General features: G+C 75.8%; 10 protein-coding genes. 2 read left to right on the plus strand and 8 right to left on the minus strand.

Translation table 11 applies throughout. From position 1 onward, the window contains the following. Positions 1-38: 38 nt before the first annotated feature. Both ACWD3O_RS18135 and ACWD3O_RS18140 read right to left on the minus strand, forming a co-directional pair. Positions 39-5,642 carry an amino acid adenylation domain-containing protein gene (locus ACWD3O_RS18135; protein ID WP_451416530.1) on the minus strand — a complete coding sequence of 1,868 codons (5,604 nt, stop codon included), beginning with the start codon at positions 5,640-5,642 and terminating at the stop codon, positions 39-41. Next, on the minus strand, positions 5,639-8,893 hold the full coding sequence (locus tag ACWD3O_RS18140) for an amino acid adenylation domain-containing protein (RefSeq protein ID WP_451416531.1): 3,255 nt from the start codon (positions 8,891-8,893) through the stop codon (positions 5,639-5,641). Before ACWD3O_RS18140 ends, ACWD3O_RS18135 begins: the two co-directional genes overlap by 4 nt. Before the next feature lie 384 nt (positions 8,894-9,277). Between ACWD3O_RS18140 and ACWD3O_RS18145 the strand changes: the two genes are divergently transcribed. Together ACWD3O_RS18145 and ACWD3O_RS18150 are read left to right on the plus strand one after the other, a co-directional pair. Further along, a complete protein-coding gene (locus tag ACWD3O_RS18145) occupies positions 9,278-10,531 on the plus strand; it encodes a PP2C family protein-serine/threonine phosphatase (protein ID WP_451412613.1) in 1,254 nt (417 codons plus the stop codon). Further along, complete coding sequence (locus ACWD3O_RS18150) at positions 10,528-10,899, plus strand: STAS domain-containing protein (RefSeq protein WP_451412579.1); 372 nt, start codon at positions 10,528-10,530, stop codon at positions 10,897-10,899. Before ACWD3O_RS18145 ends, ACWD3O_RS18150 begins: the two co-directional genes overlap by 4 nt. Before the next feature lie 84 nt (positions 10,900-10,983). Here ACWD3O_RS18150 and ACWD3O_RS18155 read toward each other — a convergent pair whose 3' ends face one another. Genes ACWD3O_RS18155 through ACWD3O_RS18180 form a run of 6 tightly spaced genes read right to left on the minus strand, consistent with a single transcriptional unit; the run spans position 10,984 to position 19,599 of the window. After that, positions 10,984-12,903 carry an ABC transporter ATP-binding protein gene (locus ACWD3O_RS18155; protein WP_451416532.1) on the minus strand — a complete coding sequence of 640 codons (1,920 nt, stop codon included), beginning with the start codon at positions 12,901-12,903 and terminating at the stop codon, positions 10,984-10,986. Then, the gene (locus ACWD3O_RS18160; protein WP_451416533.1) at positions 12,900-14,639 is read right to left on the minus strand and encodes an ABC transporter ATP-binding protein/permease; all 1,740 of its coding nucleotides are present in this window, start codon (positions 14,637-14,639) and stop codon (positions 12,900-12,902) included. The genes ACWD3O_RS18155 and ACWD3O_RS18160 overlap by 4 nt, the downstream gene beginning before the upstream one ends. Beyond that, positions 14,636-15,817, minus strand: coding sequence for a SagB/ThcOx family dehydrogenase (locus ACWD3O_RS18165; protein WP_451416534.1), 1,182 nt, complete (start codon positions 15,815-15,817; stop codon positions 14,636-14,638). Before ACWD3O_RS18165 ends, ACWD3O_RS18160 begins: the two co-directional genes overlap by 4 nt. 13 nt (positions 15,818-15,830) lie before the next feature. Continuing rightward, on the minus strand, positions 15,831-17,210 hold the full coding sequence (locus ACWD3O_RS18170) for a YcaO-like family protein (protein WP_451416535.1): 1,380 nt from the start codon (positions 17,208-17,210) through the stop codon (positions 15,831-15,833). Beyond that, positions 17,207-18,733 carry a CocE/NonD family hydrolase gene (locus ACWD3O_RS18175; RefSeq protein ID WP_451412574.1) on the minus strand — a complete coding sequence of 509 codons (1,527 nt, stop codon included), beginning with the start codon at positions 18,731-18,733 and terminating at the stop codon, positions 17,207-17,209. Before ACWD3O_RS18175 ends, ACWD3O_RS18170 begins: the two co-directional genes overlap by 4 nt. After that, positions 18,730-19,599, minus strand: a complete 870-nt coding sequence (locus tag ACWD3O_RS18180) for a hypothetical protein (RefSeq protein ID WP_451416536.1) — start codon at positions 19,597-19,599, stop codon at positions 18,730-18,732. Before ACWD3O_RS18180 ends, ACWD3O_RS18175 begins: the two co-directional genes overlap by 4 nt. Positions 19,600-19,617 lie beyond the last annotated feature (18 nt).

A 19,617-nucleotide genomic window follows, 5' to 3' on the forward strand; every position in this document is an offset into this window, starting at 1 on the left:
AGCCGTCCGGCGGGTCGCGGCGCGGGACGCCGGGGCGGTCACGACTGCCCCTCGGCGGTGGTCAGGGCCGCGCGGGCGCGGGCGCGTTCGCGCAGGCCGACCAGGTCGTCGGGCTCCGCGTCCGGCACCTCGCGGTCGAAGCGGGCCAGCGTCGGCAGCCGCAGTCCCAGGGCGACCAGGGCCGCCATCGCTAGGCCGAACAGCACGTACATCAGGGCGATGCCGCGGCCCGGCCCGGTGCCGATCAGCGGGCCGAGAAGGCCGGCCAGCGCTCCGCCGTCCTCCATCAGCGGGTTGAACAAGGAGGCGCCGAGCGGCGCGATCACCCCGTGCCCCAGCGGCAGCGTGGACCAGGCGACCAGGGTGTTCAGGGCGAACACCCGGCCGTGGAACCGCTGGGGGACCTTCGTCTGCACGATCGTCGCGTAGACGCCGTTGACCATGGACAGGGCGAAGGACATGCCGAAGACGCCGGCGGCGACCACCCACAGGTCGGCGCGGAGCCCGGTGACGGCGGCCGCCACCGCCAGCCCGGCGGCCAGTCCCAGCATGCCGCGCATCCGGTGCCGGCGCGGCCCGCCCCAGAACCCCATGGCGACGCCGCCGAGCAGCGCGCCCGCGCCGCCCGCCACCGCGACCCGGGCCGCCCCGCCGAGGTCGTCGAAGGCCAGCACCATCGGCGTGGCCAGCAGGAACAGCGGGGAGAGGAAGACGTTCAGGCCGGCGAACCAGAGCAGCATCGAGCGGAAGCCCCGGTTGCGCCAGGAGTACCCGAAGCCGTGCTTGATCTCCTCGCCCAGGGACTCCCGGCGGCTCCACGGCATGGTCCGCGGGAAGCGCACCACCAGCAGGACGCCGACGGCCAGGGCGTAGCTCGCCACGTCCAGGATCAGGATGCCCTGCAGGCCGATCACGCTCATCAGGGCCACCGCCACCAACGGCACCACGAACTGGGCCGCGCCGAAGGCGAGTTGGACCACGCCGTTGGCGTGCCCGAGGTAGCGCTTGGGCACCAGCTGGGGCACCGCCGAGGAATAGGCGAGACGCTGGAAGGTGAGGGCGACGGAGAGCACGGCGAGCAGCGGGTACAGGGTCCAGGAGTGCAGGTTCCCGGTCAGCAGCAGGCCCAGCATCCCCGCCTGGGTGGCACCGGCGGCCACGTCGCCGGCCAGCATCACCCGGCGCCGGTCGAGCCGGTCCACCAGGGCGCCCGCCACCGGCCCGACCAGGATGCCCGGCAGCATGGCCACGACCGCGTACAGGGCGTAGCGGGTGAGCGAACCGGTCTCCAGGAGCATCCAGACGGGCAGCGCGAACTCGGTCAGCGCGGAGCCCATGATGGAGGCCATCTGTCCGCCCGCGACGGTGAGGAAGCGGCCCATGCCGGGCTGCGGGCCCTCACCGGTCCCGGCCGCCGCCCCTGAGTCCTGGGGGTGTGCCCGGGCGTCCTGGGGCTGTGTCCCGGCGTCCTGGGGCGGCGTCCCGCCGGTGTCCTCCGGCTGCCCGGGCCGCCCGGTCTCGGCGTGGAACCACCACGAGTTGTCCGGGTCCCGGGACGGCAGCCGCGCGGTGTCGCCGTCGAGCAGCGCGCGGTGCACCGTGGTGACCGCCTCGGCGACGTCGGCGGCCCGGAACTTCACGAAGAAGTGGCCGCCCTGGTCGAGCACCGCCACCGCCGACCGCTCGGCGAGCAGCAGCCACTCCCGGTAGCGCTCCTGGTAGAAGTCGGCCGCCGGGTCCCGGTCGCCGACCAGCGAGATCAGCGGGGCGCGCAGCCTCGGCGCGCCCGCGGCGGTCTCGGCGATCGCCCGGGTGAAGTACTCCTCGGCCGCCTCGGTGTCCCGGCGCATGTTGCCGACGATGAAGAGCATCTGCTCCTCGTCGATCTCCGAGGTGTCCAGGCCCATGCCGGTCAGCCAGTTGACGTAGGCCCGGTCGTTGACCAGACGGTCCATGGAGGCGATCTTCGACAGGGCGGTCAGCACCCGGGAGCGGGGCCTGGCGAAGGGGAACTGGGCGCCGGTGTACACCGCCTCCAGCTCCCGGCCCGACGACTCGAGGAGGCGGGCGACGGCCACCGACAGGGCGCTGCCGACCGCGCAGTGGCCGTAGACCACCAGCGGGCCCTCGACGCGTTCCCGGATCTCCCCGGCGAGCCGCTCGGCGAGCTCGGGGAACGGCAGCCGCTCCTCGGTGACGCCGAGGTCGTTGCCGGGGACGGAGACCGCCCACAGCTCCACGTCGTCGGGCAGCAGGTCGGCCACCGGCTGGTAGACGACCGCGCTGCCGCCGCCGAACGGCACGCACACCAGGGTGAGCCGGCGTCGCCGGGGGTCCACCGGCCGGGTGAGGCGGTGCAGCAGCCGGCGGGGGCCGCGGTCGGCGTCGTCGAGCTCGGCCAGCGCGGCGAGTGCGGCGACCGTACGGCAGGTGAACAGGTCCATCACGCCGACCGGGCGGGCCCCCGCCTCGGGGAGCCGGCGGCGGGCCTTGGCGACCACCTGGGTGGCCAGCAGCGAGTGGCCGCCGAGGTCGAAGAAGTCCTCGTCGGTGCCGACCTCCTCCAGGCCCAGCACCTCGGCCCAGATCCGCGCGAGCACCCGTTCCGCCTCGGTGCGGGGCGCCCGCACACCGCCGTCGGCACGGCGGGCCTGCGGGGCGGGCAGCGCCCGGCGGTCCAGCTTCCCGTTGGGGGTGAGAGGAAGGGCGGACAGGACCACGAACGCGTTGGGGACCAGGTGCTCGGGCAGCGTGACCTTCAGCGCGGCGCGCAGCTCGGCCGGATCGGGCTCCGGAGCCTCCCGCGCGGAACGCCGGGGCACCAGGTAGGCGACCAGACGCCTGTCGCCGGGGGTGTCCTCGCGGACCACCACCGCGGCCTCGGCGACGAAGTCCAGGGCGCGCAGCGCCGCCTCGGTCTCCCCCGGCTCGATCCTCATGCCGCGGATCTTCACCTGCTGGTCGATACGGCCCAGGTGCTCCAGGGCGCCGTCGGGCCGGCGGCGGGCCAGGTCCCCGGTCCGGTAGAGGCGGGAGCCGGGCGGTCCGTACGGGTCGGGCACGAAGCGGGCGGCGGTCAGGCCCGGACGGCCGTGGTAGCCGAGGGCGACGGCGTCGCCGCCGATGTGCAGTTCGCCCGGGGCGCCGGGCGGCACCGGGCGCAGCGCCTCGTCCAGCACGTACAGGCGGGTGTTGTGGATCGGCAGGCCGATGGGCACGGTGCCGAGCGGTCCCTCGCACTCCCAGGAGGAGACGTCGACGGCGGCCTCGGTCGGGCCGTACAGGTTGGCCAGCGCGCACCGGGGCAGCCGGGCGGCGAACTGCCGGGCGGTGTCCGCGGGAAGCGTCTCGCCGCTGCAGACCACGCGCCGCAGCGAACGGCAGCTGTCCTCGAGTCCCTCCTCGGCCAGGAAGACCGAGAGCATCGAGGGCACGAAGTGGGCGACGGTGACCTGGGCCTCGTCGATGAGGTCGCGCAGGTAGGCGGCGTCCTTCTGCCCGCTTGGGCGGGCCAACACCAGGCGCGCGCCGGTGATCAGCGGCCAGAAGAACTCCCAGACGGAGACGTCGAAGCCGGCCGGGGTCTTCTGCAGGACGGTGTCGCCGGGGCCGATCCGGTAGGCGTCCTGCATCCAGCGCAGCCGGTTGGCGATGGCCCGGTGGGTGTTGGGGACGCCCTTGGGCCGGCCGGTGGAGCCGGAGGTGTAGATCAGGTAGGCGGTGTCGGCGGGCGTGGGGCCCGCCGGGCGGGCGCTGCCGGCCGGCGGGTCGGGCCACGCGGCGGGGTCGTCGAGGTGCAGGACACGGGCCGTGCCGCCCTCGGGCGCCGGTGTCCGCCGCTGGGTGAGCAGGACGGACGCGCCGCTGTCGGAGAGCAGGAACGTCAGCCGTTCGGCCGGGTACTCGGGGTCGAGCGGGGTGTAGGCGGCGCCGGTGCGCAGGACGCCCAGGAGCGCGGCGACCAGTTCGGGGGAGCGCTCGGCGCAGACGGCGACCAGGCTGCCGGGGCCGACTCCCTCGGCGGCCAGCCGGTAGGCGATCCGGTCGGCCGCCGCGTCCAGTCCGGCGTAGGTGAGGGCGTCGGCGCCCTCGAAGGAGACCGCCACCGCGTCCGGCGTGCGGGCGATCCGCTCGGCGACCATGGCGGTCAGCGTGGTGTCCGGGCGGTCGACGGCGGTGTCGTTGAACGCGGTGAGCTCGAAGGCCCGTTCCTCGCCGGAGAGGGCGTCGAGGGCGGACAGCGGGACGTCCGGACGGTCGGCCACCGCCCGCAGCAGCCGGTCGAGATGGCCGGCGAGGGTGGCGACGGCGGCCTCGGTGAACAGGTCGGTGTTGTAGTTGAACGCCCCGATCAGGCCCTGCGGCCACTCCTGGAGGAAGAGTTCCAGGTCGAACCGGGTGCCGCCGGCGCGCAGCCCGAACGGCTCGACCTCCAGTCCGAGTCCCTCCGGCGTCCCGCGTTCGACGGCGTAGTTCTGGACGGCCAGGACGGCCTGGAAGACCGGCGGGCGGCTGACGTCGCGCGGCACGTTCAGTTCGGCGACCAGTTGCGCGAAGGGCAGTTCCTGGTGGGCGTACGCCTCCAGACAGGTCTCCCGGACGCGCTCCAGCAGCTGGGTGAAGGACGGGTCTCCCTCCAGCCGCGCGGGCAGGGCCAGGACGTTGACGAACATGCCGATCAGCGGCTCGAGTTCGGGCTCCGGGCGGCCCGCGACGGGCGAGCCGACGGCGAAGTCGCGGCGGCCGCCGTATCGGGCGAGCAGCACCTGGAAGGCTGCCAGCATCACCATGTGCACGGTGGCGTCGTGCCGGCTGCCGACGGCGGCGAGCCGGTCCAGCAGGTCGCGGGGGACGGTGAAGCCGTAGCCGGCTCCCTCGAAGGTCTGCCGGGGCGGGCGGGGCGCGGCCAGGGCCAGCTCCAGGGGTTCGACCTCCGCCAGCTCGTCCGCCCAGTGGGCGACCTCGGCGGCCAGCCGGTCCCCGGACAGCCGCTCCCGCTGCCAGAGGGCGAAGTCGCCGTAGTGGACCTCGAGTTCGGGAAGCGGGTCCGGCCGGCCCGCCGTGTACGCCGCGTATCCGCGCAGCAGTTCGCCGACCAGCACCTCGCTGGACCAGCCGTCGCCGACGCTGTGGTGCACCACGAGGAGCAGCACATGGTCCTCGGCGTCCAGCCGGATCAGCAGGGCGCGCCACAGCGGGCCCCGCTCCAGGTCGAACGGCTCGGCGGCCGCCTCGTCGGCCAGCCGCGCGGCCTCCGTCTCGTCGCCGGCGTCCACCACCGGCAGCTCCACGGGCAGTGAGCCGAGGATCTCCAGCGCCGGCCGGCCGTCCTCGGTGGCCGGGTAGCGCGAGCGCAGGGTCTCGTGCCGCCGGACCGAGGCGTCGAGGGCGCGGCGCAGTGCGGCCCGGTCCAGGGGGCCGCGCAGCCGGCGCGCCACCGGGATGTTGTAGGCGGCGGTGCCCGGCGCGAACTGCTCCATGAACCAGAGCCGTTCCTGGGCGAAGGACAGCGGGACCACGGCGTCGTCGGGGCGGCGCGGCACCGCCCGTCGGGCCGAGGCGCGGGAGCGCAGCCGCCGTTTGAGGAGTTCCCGCTTCGCCGCCGAGAGCTCGTCCGCGGCGGGGGTGGTGTCGGTGCTCATGAGACGGTGCTTGTCCCTTCGCGGACGTCCTGCGCCAGGGCTTCCTGTGGCAGGACGTCCTGCGCCAGGGCGTCCTGGGCGGCGAGCAGTTCCTCGGCGGTTTCCTCGGACAGCTCGGCGAGCTCGGCGACCAGGGCGGCTTCGACGGCGTCGGCGAAGGCGGCCACGGTGCGGTGGGTGAACAGGGTGCGCAGCGGCACCGCGAGATCGGCCGTCGCGCGGATGCGGGCGACCACCCGGGTGGCGAGCAGCGAGTGCCCGCCCAGGTCGAAGAAGTCGTCCAGGACGCCGACCCGCTCCACGCCCAGGACCTCCTGCCAGACCTCCGCCACCAGTTCCTCGGCCTCGGTGCGCGGCGCCTCGTAGGCGGGACGGGACCGGGCGAGGCTCCGCGGATCGGGCAGCGCGCGCCGGTCCAGCTTGCCGTTGGGCGTCAGCGGCAGGGCGTCCAGCACCAGCAGGACGCCGGGGACCTGGTGCGGGGGAAGCGTCGCCGCCAGGGCGGCGCGCAGCGCGTCCGGATCGGGCGCGGGCCGGCCCGCGGCGGCCACGACATGACCGACCAGGGCGTCCTCACGTACGGTGACCACGGCCTGCCCCACCCCGTCGAGGGCGAGCAGCGCGCTCTCGGTCTCGCCGGGCTCGACCCGGAAGCCGCGCACCTTGACCTGGCCGTCGATGCGGCCGAGGAACTCCAGGGCGCCGTCGGACCGGCGGCGCACCAGATCCCCGGTGCGGTAGCGGCGGGAGCCGGGCGGCCCGTCGGGGTCGGGCACGAAGGCCCGGGCGGTGGCGCCCGGCCGGCCCAGGTAGCCGTACGTCACTCCCGCGCCGCCCACCACCAGTTCGCCGGGCGAGCCCGGGGGCACCGGCCCGCCGTGCCGGTCGAGCACGGTCACCCGGGTGCCGCCGATCGGCACGCCGATGGGGGGCCGGCGCGCGGCGTCCGCCGCTTCGAGTTCGGCGGTGGTGGCGATGACGGTGGTCTCGGTGGGCCCGTAGGAGTTGACCACGCGGACAAGGTCGCCGAAGCGGGTGCGCCAGGCGGCGACGGCCTCCGGACGCACCTGGTCGGCGCCCAGGATCAGCAGCCGCAGGGTGTCCGGCCACGGCGTCGCGTCGAGGTCGGCGACCAGGTGGTGCCAGTAGGGGGTGGGCAGGTCCAGCACGGTCAGCCCGGCGGCGCTCTCGCGGGCCAGCTGCTCGGGGAGGCCCGCGCCGGGTTCGGCGAGCACCAGGGCGGCGCCCGAGGCGAGGGCCGGGAACACTTCCTCGGCGCAGGTGTCGAAGGAGAGGGAGGCGAACTGCAGCACCCGGTCGGCGGAGGTGATCCGGTAGCCCTCGCGCATCCAGGCGACGCGGGCGGCCAGCGCCCGGTGCGGGACCAGGACGCCCTTGGGCGTGCCGGTGGAGCCGGAGGTGTAGACGAGGTAGGCGCCGTCCTCCGGCCGGGGCGGCGACGGCGTGGCGCGTGCCGCGGGCCGGTCCTGGGGGTCCGCGGCGTCCGCCGCCCGGGCGGCCACCACCGGGACGCCGCCCGGGAGTCCCTCCACCGCGGTCCCGTCCTCGGTCACCAGGACCCGGGCGCCGCTGTCGGAGAGCATGAACGCCAGCCGGGCGGCCGGGTATCCCGGGTCCAGCGGCAGGTAGGCCGCGCCGGCCCGCCAGGCGGCCAGCATGGTGACCACCGCGAGCGGGCCGCGCGGCAGGCAGAAGGCCACCACGTCGCCTCGCCGGACCCCGTGCCGGGCCAGCCGGGCCGCCAGCCGGGCGCTCTCGTCGGCCAGCCGTCCGTGGGACAGCGTCTCGCCTCCGCCCACCAGGGCCACCGCGTCCGGCGCCCCGGCGGCGGCGCGGTCGACCGCCTCGAGCACCGTGCCGGGGTGGCCGGGCAGCGACGGCCCGTGGAGCACCGTCTCCGACGCCTCGGCCTCGTCGAGGACGGGCAGCAGATGGACGGGGGTGTCCGGGGCGTCGATCCCGGCGCGCAGCAGGGACTCCAGACGCCGTCCGAGCGCGGCGACCCAGGCCTGCTCCAGCAGGTCGGTCCGGTGACCGAGGACGGCCACCAGGTCGTTGCCCTCGCGCCGTACGTCCAGGGTGAGTTCGAACTTGCTGGCGGTGTGCCCGCCGTCCCCTTCGACGCAGGTCAGCCCGGCGAACCGGTGCTCCTCCAGCGCCCCGCCTTCCTGGGTGTGCACGGTCAGCAGGGTCTGGAACACCGGCGTGCGCCCGGGGTCGCGTTCGAGCCGGAGCTCCTCGGCGAGCCGCTCGAACGGCACGTGACCGTGGGTCAGCGCGCGCATCCAGGCGGAGCGGGTGCGGCGCAGCAGGGCGTCGAAGGTGGGGGCGCCGGAGAGGGCGGCGCGCAGCACGAGGGTGCTGGAGAAGTAGCCGACGGTCTCCTCGCTCTCCGGCGTGGTGCGGGCCGCGGTCGGCACGCCGACGCAGAAGTCGTCCTGCCCGGTGCAGCGGTGCAGCACCGCCTGGTAGGCGGCGGCCAGCACCATGAACGGGGTGAGCCGCCGTGCCCGGGCGAAGGCGTCCAGCTGCGGCCCCAGACCCCGCAGCCGCCGGGTGAGGAAGGCTCCGGCGCTGCTCGGCCGGGTGGGCCGGGGCCGCTCCAGAGGCAGTTCCAGCGCCGGCGCGCCGGCCAGCGTGTCACGCCAGTGCGCGAGCGCCTCGGCGACCTCCTCGCCGTCGGCGCGTTCACGGGTCGCGGCGGCGTGGGCCAGGAACGAGGGCGCGGGGGTCAGGTCCGGGGCCCGGCCCGCGCACACGTCGGCGTAGTGGCGGGCGAGTTCCGCGCGCAGCAGCCCGAGCGACCAGCCGTCGGCCACGATGTGGTGGAACACCAGGCAGAGCACGTGGACGTTCTCGCCGGTGCGCAGCAGCGCGGCGCGCAGCAGGGGGCCGCGGGCCAGGTCGAAGCCGAGGTTGACGCGCCGGGCGAGCTCGCCGGCCTCCGCCGAGGGGTCCTCCCGCAGGTCCGTCTCCTCCAGGAGCACCGGGGCGGGCGGTTCGACGACCGCTCGCGGGCGCCCGTCCTCGGCGGGGAACCGGGTGCGCAGCGCGTCGTGCCGGGCGACCACCGCGTCCAGGGCCGCCCGCAGCGCCGAGCGGTCCAGCACGCCGGTGAGCCGGAGCACCAGCGGGATGTTGTACGAGGCGTCCCCGGGCTCCAACTGGTTCAGGAACCAGAGCCGTTCCTGCCCACGGGACAGGACGGATCCGCTGACGGTGGTGTTCACTCTTCTCCTCGGGCCCGTACGGCCTGCCGGATACGACGGTGTGCGGGCATGACGGATCGCAGGCCTGCCGGTGGGGGGAGAAGCGCACGGGGCGCCACGGCGGCCGCGATTTCCGGCCACCGCTGTGCCGGTCATGCTAGGAGCGCGTCCGGCCGAGGGTCAATGGTCTGGACCAAGCGACGGACGCGGCGAGGAGGCAGGCCGCTTCGGCGCGCTCACCGGTCGAGCCACCAGGGCGCCGAAGGGCCGAACAGCTTGCCCCGCTGGCAGCGGCGGCTGCCGTGTGGTGCGGTGGGACCGCCGGGGTACGAGAGCGGCTCGGGCCGTTGTGGGGCGACGAGAGGAAAGGCTGTGGATACGGACCGTGAGGCGGGTGGGCGGGCGATGCTCGCAGGTCTGCTGGCGGCCAGCCACCTGATGCCCCTGGACGCGCTGCCGCAGACGGCCGCCGAACACGCCGGCGCCGCCGGTTTCACCGACCTGCGCATCTATGTCGCCGACGTCCGGCGCCGGCAGCTGCGTCTGCTGCCCGGAGCGGGTGAGACACCCCCGGACGCGGAACAGGTCATCCGTATCGAGGGCACGGCCGCCGGATGGGCCTACCAGTACGGCCGCATCACGTCGGCTCCACCGCAGGAGGCGGCAGGTCCCGGATGGTGGGTGCCCGTGGTGGACGGTACCGAGCGTCTGGGCATGCTGCGGCTGCGCTCCGCGTACGACGATGCGCGGGCCCGCGAGGACGTGGCCCGTCTCGCCGCGCTGCTGGCGCTGCTCATCGTCTCCAAGCGCACCTCCAGCGACACCCTCGCCCGCCTGACGCGGACCGAGCCGATGGACATCGGGGCGGAGATGGCCTGGAACCTGATGCCTCCGCGCACCTACGCCGACGGGCGGGTGGTGGTGTCCGCCTCGATGGAAATGGCCTACCGGATCAGCGGCGACGTGTTCGAGTACGCCATCGACGGCCCTCTGGTGCATCTGACGCTCTTCGACGCGATGGGACACGACGCCGCCGCCGGGCTGTGCGGAGCCCTGGCGCTCGGGGCCTGCCGCAGCGCCCGCCGCCGGGGAGCCGGCCTCGCCGCCAAGGGCGAGGCCGTCGAGCAGGCTCTGATCGAGCAGTACGACCACCGGCGGTACGTCACCGGCATCCTCGCCACCCTCGACACCCGCACCGGCATGCTGAGCTGGGTCAACCGCGGCCATCACCCGCCCGTGATCATCCGGAGCCACCGGTGGGTCAGCCACCTCAAGTGCCGACCGGCCCATCCCATGGGAACCGGCCTGGGGCTGCCCAGCCATGTCTGCCGCGAACAGCTCGAGCCCGGGGACCGCATCGTCCTCTACACCGACGGCATCACCGAAGCCCGCGGCCACGGCGACGAGGAGTTCGGCCTGCAACGCTTCACCGACTTCCTCATCCGCCGGCACGCCGACGGCCTGCCCGTCCCCGAAACCCTGCGCCGCCTGGTCCAGGCCGTCCTCGACTACCACCACGGCGACCTCCAGGACGACGCCACCGTCATGATGTGCGAATGGCTCGGTCCCGCCTTGGAGAACACCGAACCGGCGGCCATCCTGGCCGGGCTGCCCGCCAGCGATCTGCCGACCTCGAAGGAGGGGGACAGCCGACCGTGAACTCCGCCTTGAAGGTCGACCTCACCGACACCCGCGGACGGACAGCCGCCCTCACCGTGACCGGCCCACTCGACCTGACCACCGCGGCAGCACTCGGCCGCGGTGTCGAGAACGCGCTCAGCGAGCACCCCACCGTCATCCTGGACCTGACAGGCGTCACCTTCTGCGACTCCTCCGGCCTCAACACCCTCCTGCGCCTGCGCCGACACGCCCAGGACACCGGCGGGCAGCTCGTCCTGGCCGCGCCGCCCCCGCAGATGCTGCGCCTGCTCACCCTCACCGGCACCGACAGCATCTTCCCCCTCCACAGCAGCCTGGCCGAGGCCTGGGAAGCACATCCCGCGCCCGGTGCTCCGCCCACGCCCTGACCGGCACCGCTTTGCTCCGGTTCGCTCCGGCGGACATCGGAACTCGACGTGCCGGGCCGTTCGCCGCGCCCATGGCCGGACGGCCTACCTCGCCCGGGCCCCGTCCGGGCCGTTCGCCGCGTCGGAGGCGAGGACCCGGTTGAGGGCGCTGTCCGGACGCGTCGACAACTCGTCCCAGGAGCCCTCCTCGACGACGCGTCCACCTGCGAGGACGGCGATGCGGTCGGCCCTGCGGATGGTGGCCGCGCGGTGCGCGATGACGACCGTGGTGCGGTTCTCCGTGCGGAGGGCGGCGGCGAGGGCGGCGTCGCTCGCGTTGTCGAGGTGTGCGGTGGACTCGTCCAGGACCAGGATCCTCGGCCTGGCCAGCAGCGCCCGCGCCAGGGCGATGCGGGCGCGCTGCCCTCCGGAGAGCGTGGCGCCCCGCTCACCGACCAGGGTGTCGAGCGGGGCGATCCGGTCGACCCCGCACAGCCGCGCCGTCCGCCGGAGCAGGCCGTCGTCCGCGTCGGGCGCCGCGAGCCGCAGGTTCTCGGCGAGTGTGCCGTGGAACAGCGGCGCCTCCTGCCCCACGAGGGCGACCGCCGCGCGCAGGTCGGGATCGCTCACGTCGCGGAGGTCGACGGGGTCGTCGCCGTCGGCCGGTGTCAGCTGGACCGTCCCCCGGGACGGGTCCCAGAAGCGGGCCAGCAGATGGGCGCAGGTCGACTTGCCGGCTCCCGAGGCGCCGACCAGGGCGAGGGTCCGGCCCGGCGGGACGGTCAGGTCCAGGCCGTCCAGTACGGACCCCGCGCCGTAGTCGAAGCTCACGTCACGCATCCGTATCCCCAGCGGGCCGGGCGGCAGCGGGCGAGGGGCCGCGGGCCCCGGAGCGAGGGCGGGGGCCTTGACCGCCGCGTCGACCCTGGCGGCCGCGGCGCGCAGGGCCACGGCCTGACTCAGCGCACGGGCCGATTCGGCGACCGGGCCGAGCAACGACAGGGCCAGCGTCATCGCCGCCGGGGCCCACGCCCCGTGGAGCCGGCCACCGGCCACGGACTGGGCGGCCGCGGCCACCACCCCGAGGACGGCGCCCACGATGAGCAGGTCGCGGACCGCGGCGGCGACGGCTTCCCCGGTGGCCTCGGCGCTCTGGGCGGACCCCACCTGCCGCCCCCGTCCGGCCAGCCTGCGGCGGTGTTCGCCCAGGGCACCGAAGGCGAGGAGTTCGCGCAGCCCGTCGACGGCCTCCACCGTGTCGGCGGACAGCTTCGCGAGGGCGGTCCGGGTCCGGGCGCCCCGCTCCGCACGCCGGCGCATCTCCGCGAAGGGCGCCACCGCCAGCAGCACGGCCGCCGGGAGAACGGCAGCCGGCAGCCAGGGGTCGACGGAGGCGAGAAGGGCGGTACCACCGGCGAACACCGTTCCGGACGCCAGCAGTTGGGCCGTGGTGTGGGCGTAGAAGAACTCCAGCGCCTCCACGTCGGCCATGGCGGTGGCGGCGAGGTCGCCACTGCGGCGGCCGGCGACCCGGGCGGGGGCGCTCCGGGCGAGCCCGTCGAAGACCCGTACGCGCAGGACGGCCAGCACGCGGTAGGCGAGGTCGTGCGAGAGGTCCATCTCCCGCCATGTCGTCAGGGCGCGCGCGACGGCCAGGGCGATCAGGCACACGACCGTCGTCGCCGAGGGCGCCCGGCCCTCGATGACGGCCGCGCCGACGGTGTGCGCGACGAGCGTCACCAGGGCCACCAGCGAGGCGTGTTCGAGCAGTGCGGCGAGACAGGTCCGGGCCGCCGTGCCACGGTGGGCGGCGAGGGCGGGGAGCAACGCGCGGAGGGCACCACGCGGCGGCGCAGCCGTGTGTCCGGCGGCGCCGTGGGAGTCGGCGACGCTGCGGGGGTCGGCAGTGCCAGTGGTGTCGGCAGTGCCGCGGGGGTCGGCGGCGTTGCAGGTGTCGGAGGTGCTGCGGGTGTCGGAGGTGCTGCGGGTGTCGGAGGTGCTGCGGGTGTCGGCGGTGCTGGTCATGCGGCGATCTCTCCTCGGCGGGTCCGGCCGGCCTGGACGAGCTGTGCGTAGACGCCTCCGGCCTCGATCAGGCCGGTGTGGTCACCGACCGCGTCCACCTGTCCCCCGTCGAGCACCACGATGCGGTCGGCGTGTCGGACGGCGGCGAGCCGGTGGGCGACCACCAGGACGGTCCGGCCCCCCGCCGCGGTCAGCAGTTCCCGGACGATGTCCGACTCACGGCGCTCGTCCACGGAGCTGGTGGCCTCGTCGAGGACCAGCACCCGGGCGTCGGCGAGCAGGGCGCGCGCGAGGGCGAGCCGCTGGCGCTGCCCGCCGGAGAGGGTGGCCCCGCGCTCGCCGAGGACGGTGGCGTAGCCGTCGGGGAGGGCGGTGATCTCGTCGTGGACGCCCGCGACGCGGGCGGCGTCCTCGAGGAGGTCGTCGGTGGCGTCCGGCCGGGCCAGCCGGAGGTTGTCGGCGATGGTGGCGTGGAAGAGGTAGGTCTCCTGGGAGACCACGGCGATGCCCCGGCGCAGGGAGTCGAGGGTGTACCGGGTCGCGGGCCGCCCGTCCAGGAGGACGCGGCCCTGCCGCGGGTCGTGGTGCCGCAGGAGGAGGGAGACGAGTGTGGACTTTCCCGCGCCGGAAGGGCCGACGATCGCCGTCGTGCGGCCTCCGGGCGCGGTGAAGGAGACGCCCCGGAGGGCGGGCGAGGGCGCGCCGTCGTAGGTGAAGGCGACGTCCTCGAAGCGGAGTTCCGGTGGCGCCGTCCAGTGCGCGGCCTCGGTTCCGGTGTCGCGGACGGAGGGCTCGGCGGTACGCAGGTGCGCGAGTCCGTCCGCCGCGGACGCTCCGAGGTAGCCGGCGTGCCACTCCCGGGCCAGGTCGCGGACCGGCCGGAAGCACTCGGAGGCCAGCAGCAGCACCAGGTAGGTGCCGGCCGCCGTGGTGGACCCGGTGACGGCCGACCAGGCGGCGAGGACACCCGCGGCAACGGTACCGCCCTGGATGGCCAGGTCGGTGATGCCGGTGTCGACGAGGGAGAGGCGCAGCTTGGCGACGGTCGCCCGGTGCAGGTCCGCCGAGCGGCGCTCCAGGCGTTCCCGGGTGCGGCCCACCGCCCCGGCGGCCCGCAGGGCGGGCATCCCCTGCAGGGCCTCCAGGTAGTCGGCGCCCAGACCTTCGTACGTGTCCCAGTGGTCCTTCCCGCGCGCCAGGAGGAGCCGGTCCCAGGCGCGCGGACCGGCCAGTGCCAGCAGCAGGGCGGGTACCAGGCCGAGCAGTGTCACCGGCTCGACGACGGCCAGGACGGTCAGGACCAGGGGCGGCACGGTGAGGGTGATCAGGAGCTGGGGCAGGTAGCGCGAGACGTACGTGTCGACGCCTTCCACCCCGTCGACCAGGGTGGTGCGGACGGCGCCGGCGCGGGCCGTCGTCAGGTGTGCGGGTCCCAGCCTGCCGAGCCGGTCGAGGAGTTCGTCGCGCAGGGCGACCCGTACCGCGGATCCGGCGCGGGTGGCGGTGCGCCGCTGTGTGACGGCCAGTGCGGCGCGGACGGCGACGACGGCGAGTACGGCGGCGAGCAGCCAGGGGAGGCGGGCCGTGTCGCCGCGCGCCAGGCCGGCCAGGGCCACCGCCAGCAGGACGGCCTGGGTCAGGTGGGTGAGGGTGACCGCGCCCTGCAGGAGGGTGGCCATGAGCAGGGGGCGTCGTGCGTGCCGTGCGGCGCGGCGCAGTTCCGGGTGGACGATCATGTGGTGTTCTCCTCGTCGGCGTGGCGGGTGCCGAGGGCCATGCCGTGGACGATCCAGTCGCGGCCGGGGGCGCCGCCGAGCGCGGCGCCCAGGTCCGCCTGCTGCCAGGAGCCGACGGGGCGGGCGGCCAACTGGTGTCGCAGGGCGGTGAGATGGGCGTGGTGGACGGCGAACCCGGCGCGCAGGTGGGTGCGGCGGATGTGCGGGGCGTCGGCGTCGGTGGGGCAGCCGTACGCGAGGAGGACGGCGCCCGCCTCCGCGATCCACGCCTGTCCGGCGGCCCAGGCGGCCAGTGCCGGGCGCGCCTCCCCGGTGGCGAGGCGGCGTAGCGCGCGGCCGTCGGGGGCGAGTTCGAGCAGGCCGGGCCTGGGCGTGCCGACGGCGGCGCACCAGCGAAGGTCGCCGCCCTCCCGGACGGCGGTGGCGAGGACCGCCCGCAGCGCGTCCTCGGACGGGACGCCCCGCAGTGGCGGCGGCGCGCTGCGACGGGCCAGGAGCTCGGTGGGCGAGGGCACGCGGGAGCCGCCGACGGCGGGGGTTCCCGGTGGGGGGATGTACACCTCGGCGAGCCCGTGGTCCGGCTGCCCGGTGAGCCCGTGCAGCCGGGCCACGGGCTCTCCGGCGCCCAGGGCGCGGGCGGCCAGGACGAGGGCGGCTGCGGCGTGGCCGGTGTCCAGGAGGAGCAGCGGCCAGGCGCGGTGGCCGTACTGGGAGGCGGTGCGCCGCACGGTGACGGACAGCTCCGCGGTCAGGCCCGGCCGGGTGCCGCCGGTGTGCCGGCCGAGGCGGTGTGCGCGGTGGCGCAGTGGGTCGTAGCCGTAACGGCCGGGCGGCAGGGAGCAGCCGGCGCCCACCGTCACCACGGTGTCCACCGGGTGCAGCGCACCGGCGGAGGGCACCGGTCGGAGGCGTCCGGCCTTGTCCGCGGCGGCCAGGGACAACCGCAGCAGTGTCCCCACGTCCAGGTCCCCGGCACCGGACCGGGACCCGGACCCCGCACCGGACCGGGACCCGGCACCGGCACCGGCACCGGCGGAAGCAGTCAGCGGAACCGGTGGTCCCGGCCAGGCACGGACCGCGGAGCCGGCCGGTGTCCGGGGTCCGGGGATCTGGGCGGAGCGGGCGGCGGCGAGGGCCGTGACCAGGTCGGCCGGGCCGTCGTCGGGGCAGTGGTCCACGGGTGGCGGTTCCTCACATGTGGGGCGGCGGGGCCAGCGTGAAGTCCTCCGGGGCCGCGGGCGCGGTGGTGCGCCAGCCCCGTCCGACGGCGGCGTCGGCGAGGCGGGGGCAGCCGAAGTAGCCGAAGGCGGCGGGGGCGTTGGGGAGCAGTCCGGAGACGAGGACGCGGGCCACGCGCAGCGGCGTCTCGGCCACGTCCTCGGTGGTGAGGTCGAAGGTCATGATCCGGTGACCCCGCTCGTGGAGGGTGCGCTCCAGCCGCTCCCGGTCGGTCGGCCGGACGGCGTCGACGGGCACGGTGCCGAGCGCGGGCTCGGTGAAGCGCCGGGCTTCGGCGGCCATCCGCGGGTCCAGCCACACCTGTACGTGGGCGCCGAGGTCCCGTACGTGCTCGAACTGCTCCCCGCAGTCGTCGAGGTAGCGGTTGTCGGCGCGGTGGTCGAGGTAGAGGCCGCGGGCGAGCAGGCCGGCGTCGACGGCCTGGAACACCCAGCCGTCGGGATCGGTGAGGCCCTGGGTGAACACCCAGGTGTGGACGGCCTCCAGCACGGCCTTGCGGGCGGCCTCGGCCGGGTCGTACTTGCAGGCGAAGCCCGCCGCGTACAGGCCGAGACGCGGGTCGTGCACGAGTGCCGCCATGCAGGGGGCGAACTCGGAGGGCATCTCGACGAGGTGCACGTCGAGTGCGCACCCGGCGAGGTCGTCGGCGAGGCCGGGGACACTGGCCGGGTCGATGCCGCGGGCGGGTCCGTCGAGATGCCACCACAGTTCCAGGGCGTCCCGTTCGACGATCTCCAGCAGCCCTCGTTCCGCGGCGTCGTCGATGCCCTGGCCGGTGGCTATGCCCGCGTAGTTGAGGTGGTGGGTGCGGGGCAGTGAACGCAGCTCTCCCTGGCGCCAGTTGAGGTGGGTAAGCGCCACGGGAGCCCAGACCTCGGTGGTCGTGCCGTCGGGCAGGCGCTCGAGGCCGCGGGTCCACAGGGCCGGGGTGTCGTCGGTGAGGGGACGGTAGGGGAACCGGGGGCGGGAGTACTGCCACGGGGCGTAGGCGGGCAGGTCGGCCGGCCCGTACAACCGCAGTCCCCTGTCCGCGAGCCGGGCGGCGGTGGCGCGCAGCGGGGCGAGCGGGTGATGCGGGGGCGGCAGCCGGTTGCCGCAGTAGCGCTCCACGCCCTCCGCTATCGCCGCGACGCGGGCGCCCTCCGGGTCGCCGAAGGTGGTGCCGAGGGAGACCCGGTCGGCGGGCCAGAGGCCGAGCCTGCGGGCGTCGGACATCTCGGCGGTGAGCGCGGTGTAGCGGGGCGGGGCTCCCGCCGGGTGCTCGACGGGCTTGACCTTGCGGACGATGCCGCAGACAGGGTCGACGAGGGCTTCCAACGGCAGCGCCGTCATCGCAGGACCTCCATGGCCGGGTCGACGGGGGTGGGTGGGGACGGGAGGACGCACAGGTCGAGTCGCACGCCGGCGGGGGCGATCTCCCGGCGGGAGCCGATCAGCCGTACCGCCGTGACGGGGTCCTCCCCGGTGTGGGGATTGCGGGCGTGGGCGGGGAAGTGGTGGCCGGCGATCTCCAGGCGCAGCCGGGTCCCGGCCGGGAGGCGGCGGGCGAGCCGGCCGAGCTCGACGGTGAACTCGCACTCGACGCCGGGCGGTTGGTGTCGCCGGACGATGCCGACGGCGAGCCGTTCGGCGTTCCCTTCGGGGAGGAGGGCCACGAGGCGGGCCGCCCAGTCGGCGGACGGGGTGTCGGCGGTGCCCCGCAGGCGCACCCGTGCCGCTCCCACCACGTCGAGGGTGCCGGGCAGAGGCCGGGTGGCGAACAGACAGCGGTCGAGGGGCCCTTCACGGGGAACGGCGAGGTCGTCCGAGCGGACCGGGTGGCGGGGGTCGGCGGTGAAGGCGGAACCGCGCAGCGGGATCAGCTCCGGCGTGTACGGTGCGCCCTCGGTGGTGGCGGGCAGCCACCGATCGGCGCCGCCGAGTGCCAGCGCCCCCTGGCGCCCGGGGGCGAGGTCGCCGGCGAGGGCGCGGCGGGCCCAGCGGACGTAGAGCTCGCCCAGGTTCACCCGGTGCGCGGGTTCGGCGCCGGGGCCGGGCTCGGCGGTGAGGCCGTGCCCCCAGGGGCCCATGAGCAGCCGCGCCGAGGGCCCTCCCCAGGCGTGCCAGAGGGCGAAGGTGTCGTCCGCGAAGTGGTCGTGGAGGCCCCCCACCGCGAGCAGGGGTGTCGTGGCCCCGGCCGCCCGGGTCACCGGGCGCCCCCGGTCGCGCTCGCGCCACAGCCCGGGCCACGAGGGCAGCTCCCGCCCCAGCCGCTCGGGCAGGGTGACGAGGGGCAGGTGGGTGAGCAGCCCGGGGTCCGCGGCGAGCGCTGCGGCGAGGGCCGTCTCGTCGGAGTCCGGCCGGTCGCCGTGTGCGGCCCACCATCCGGCACGGGCCGACAGCCGCTCCACCCCGGAGGGTTCGCGCGCGGTCTCGGCGGCTCCGAGGGCGGGGACGGCGACGAGAACGGCGTCGGGGCGGGCGTCGTCGGGCGCCTCCAGGGCGAGGACGAGGGCGCAGTGGGCGGCGTACGAGGCGCCGGCGGCGACGATCCGCCCGTCGCTCCACGGCTGACGGCGGATCCAGCGGGAGGTCCGCGTGCCGTCGGCGAGTTCGTGCGTGTACGGCCGCCACTCCCCCGCCCGCCACTCTCCCACCCGCCGCTCTCCCGCCTGCCGCTCTGCCGCCGACCCGAACCGGCCCCGTACGTCCTGGACCACGGCGGCGAACCCGTGGCGGGCCCAGCCGCGGGCCTCGGGCAGGTGCCGGGTCCGGTCGTAGGGGGTGCGGATCAGGACGGCGGGAAACGGGCCGTCCCCGGCGGGGAGGACCACGTCGGTGGCGAGCCGGCCGACGGCCGCGCCGGTCCGCCTCATCCGTCCTTCCCCGGCATGGGCGCGACGTCCGGCACGGGCAGCACGGGGTGTTCGGTGACGGTGAGGGTACGCAGGTCGATCTTCCGCAGACGGCGTCGTGCCGGGAGCCCCGCCGGGCCGGGGGCGTCGGCGCCGGTGGCCCACCGGACGAGGTCGTCGGCCAGCAGGGAGGTGAGCAGCCCGGCCGCGGGTCCGGTGAGTCCGTCCGTGGCGCCCGACGTGCGGGGTCCGCTCCAGTAGGCCGCCAGTTCCCGGTGGGCGGGGGTGGCGGCGAGCCGCCGGAGGCGTACGTGCGCGGACGTCACGTCCCCGGGGGCGGCGGCGAGCGGTTCGACGTACGCCTGCCGGCCCTCGCGGTGGCAGCGGAGCCAGGCGACACCGTGCTCGGGCAGCAGGTCCGCCGCGTCCCACAGGCCGTCGGGCACGGGTCCGTCGAGGCACCACACGACGGCGGCGGGTTCACCGTGCAGCAGATCGCCGAGGGTGGCCGGCGAAGCGGCGGAGTCCGCGGCGGGCGGGTCGGTCCTGGGCTCGGCGCCCAGTCCGGCCAGGCAGGCGGCGAGCAGTTCCGTGAGGACCGGGTCGCCCAGGAGACGGACCGCGCGGCGGGCGGCGGGCCACCGGGAGCTTGCCGGTTCCGGCGAGTGCTCGGCCAGATAACCGGCTTCCCCGAACGCCTCCAGGAGCCGGTCCAGTTCGGCGTCCGTCGGTGTGTCGGTGCTGCCGGAGAGCAGGGACAGGAGGGCGGCGTGGTCGGCTGCCGCGGTCCTGACGCTCAGGAACTCCCCTGAGTCGGTGCGCAGGGCGAGGCCCCGCCCGGGGACGGGAAAGACCTCGACACCGGGTGCGAGTCGGCTGCGGAACACGGCGACCTCCTGACGGAC

The organism is Streptomyces sp. NPDC002640 (genome assembly GCF_053592575.1).

Coding starts and splice junctions, on each gene's coding strand:
- ACWD3O_RS18135 (WP_451416530.1), bottom strand. CDS start 5,642: ATGAGCACCGACACCACCCCCGCCGCGGACGAGCTCTCGGCGGCGAAG.
- ACWD3O_RS18155 (WP_451416532.1), bottom strand. CDS start 12,903: ATGACCAGCACCGCCGACACCCGCAGCACCTCCGACACCCGCAGCACC.
- ACWD3O_RS18170 (WP_451416535.1), bottom strand. CDS start 17,210: ATGACGGCGCTGCCGTTGGAAGCCCTCGTCGACCCTGTCTGCGGCATC.
- ACWD3O_RS18145 (WP_451412613.1), top strand. CDS start 9,278: ATGCTCGCAGGTCTGCTGGCGGCCAGCCACCTGATGCCCCTGGACGCG.
- ACWD3O_RS18175 (WP_451412574.1), bottom strand. CDS start 18,733: ATGAGGCGGACCGGCGCGGCCGTCGGCCGGCTCGCCACCGACGTGGTC.
- ACWD3O_RS18160 (WP_451416533.1), bottom strand. CDS start 14,639: ATGATCGTCCACCCGGAACTGCGCCGCGCCGCACGGCACGCACGACGC.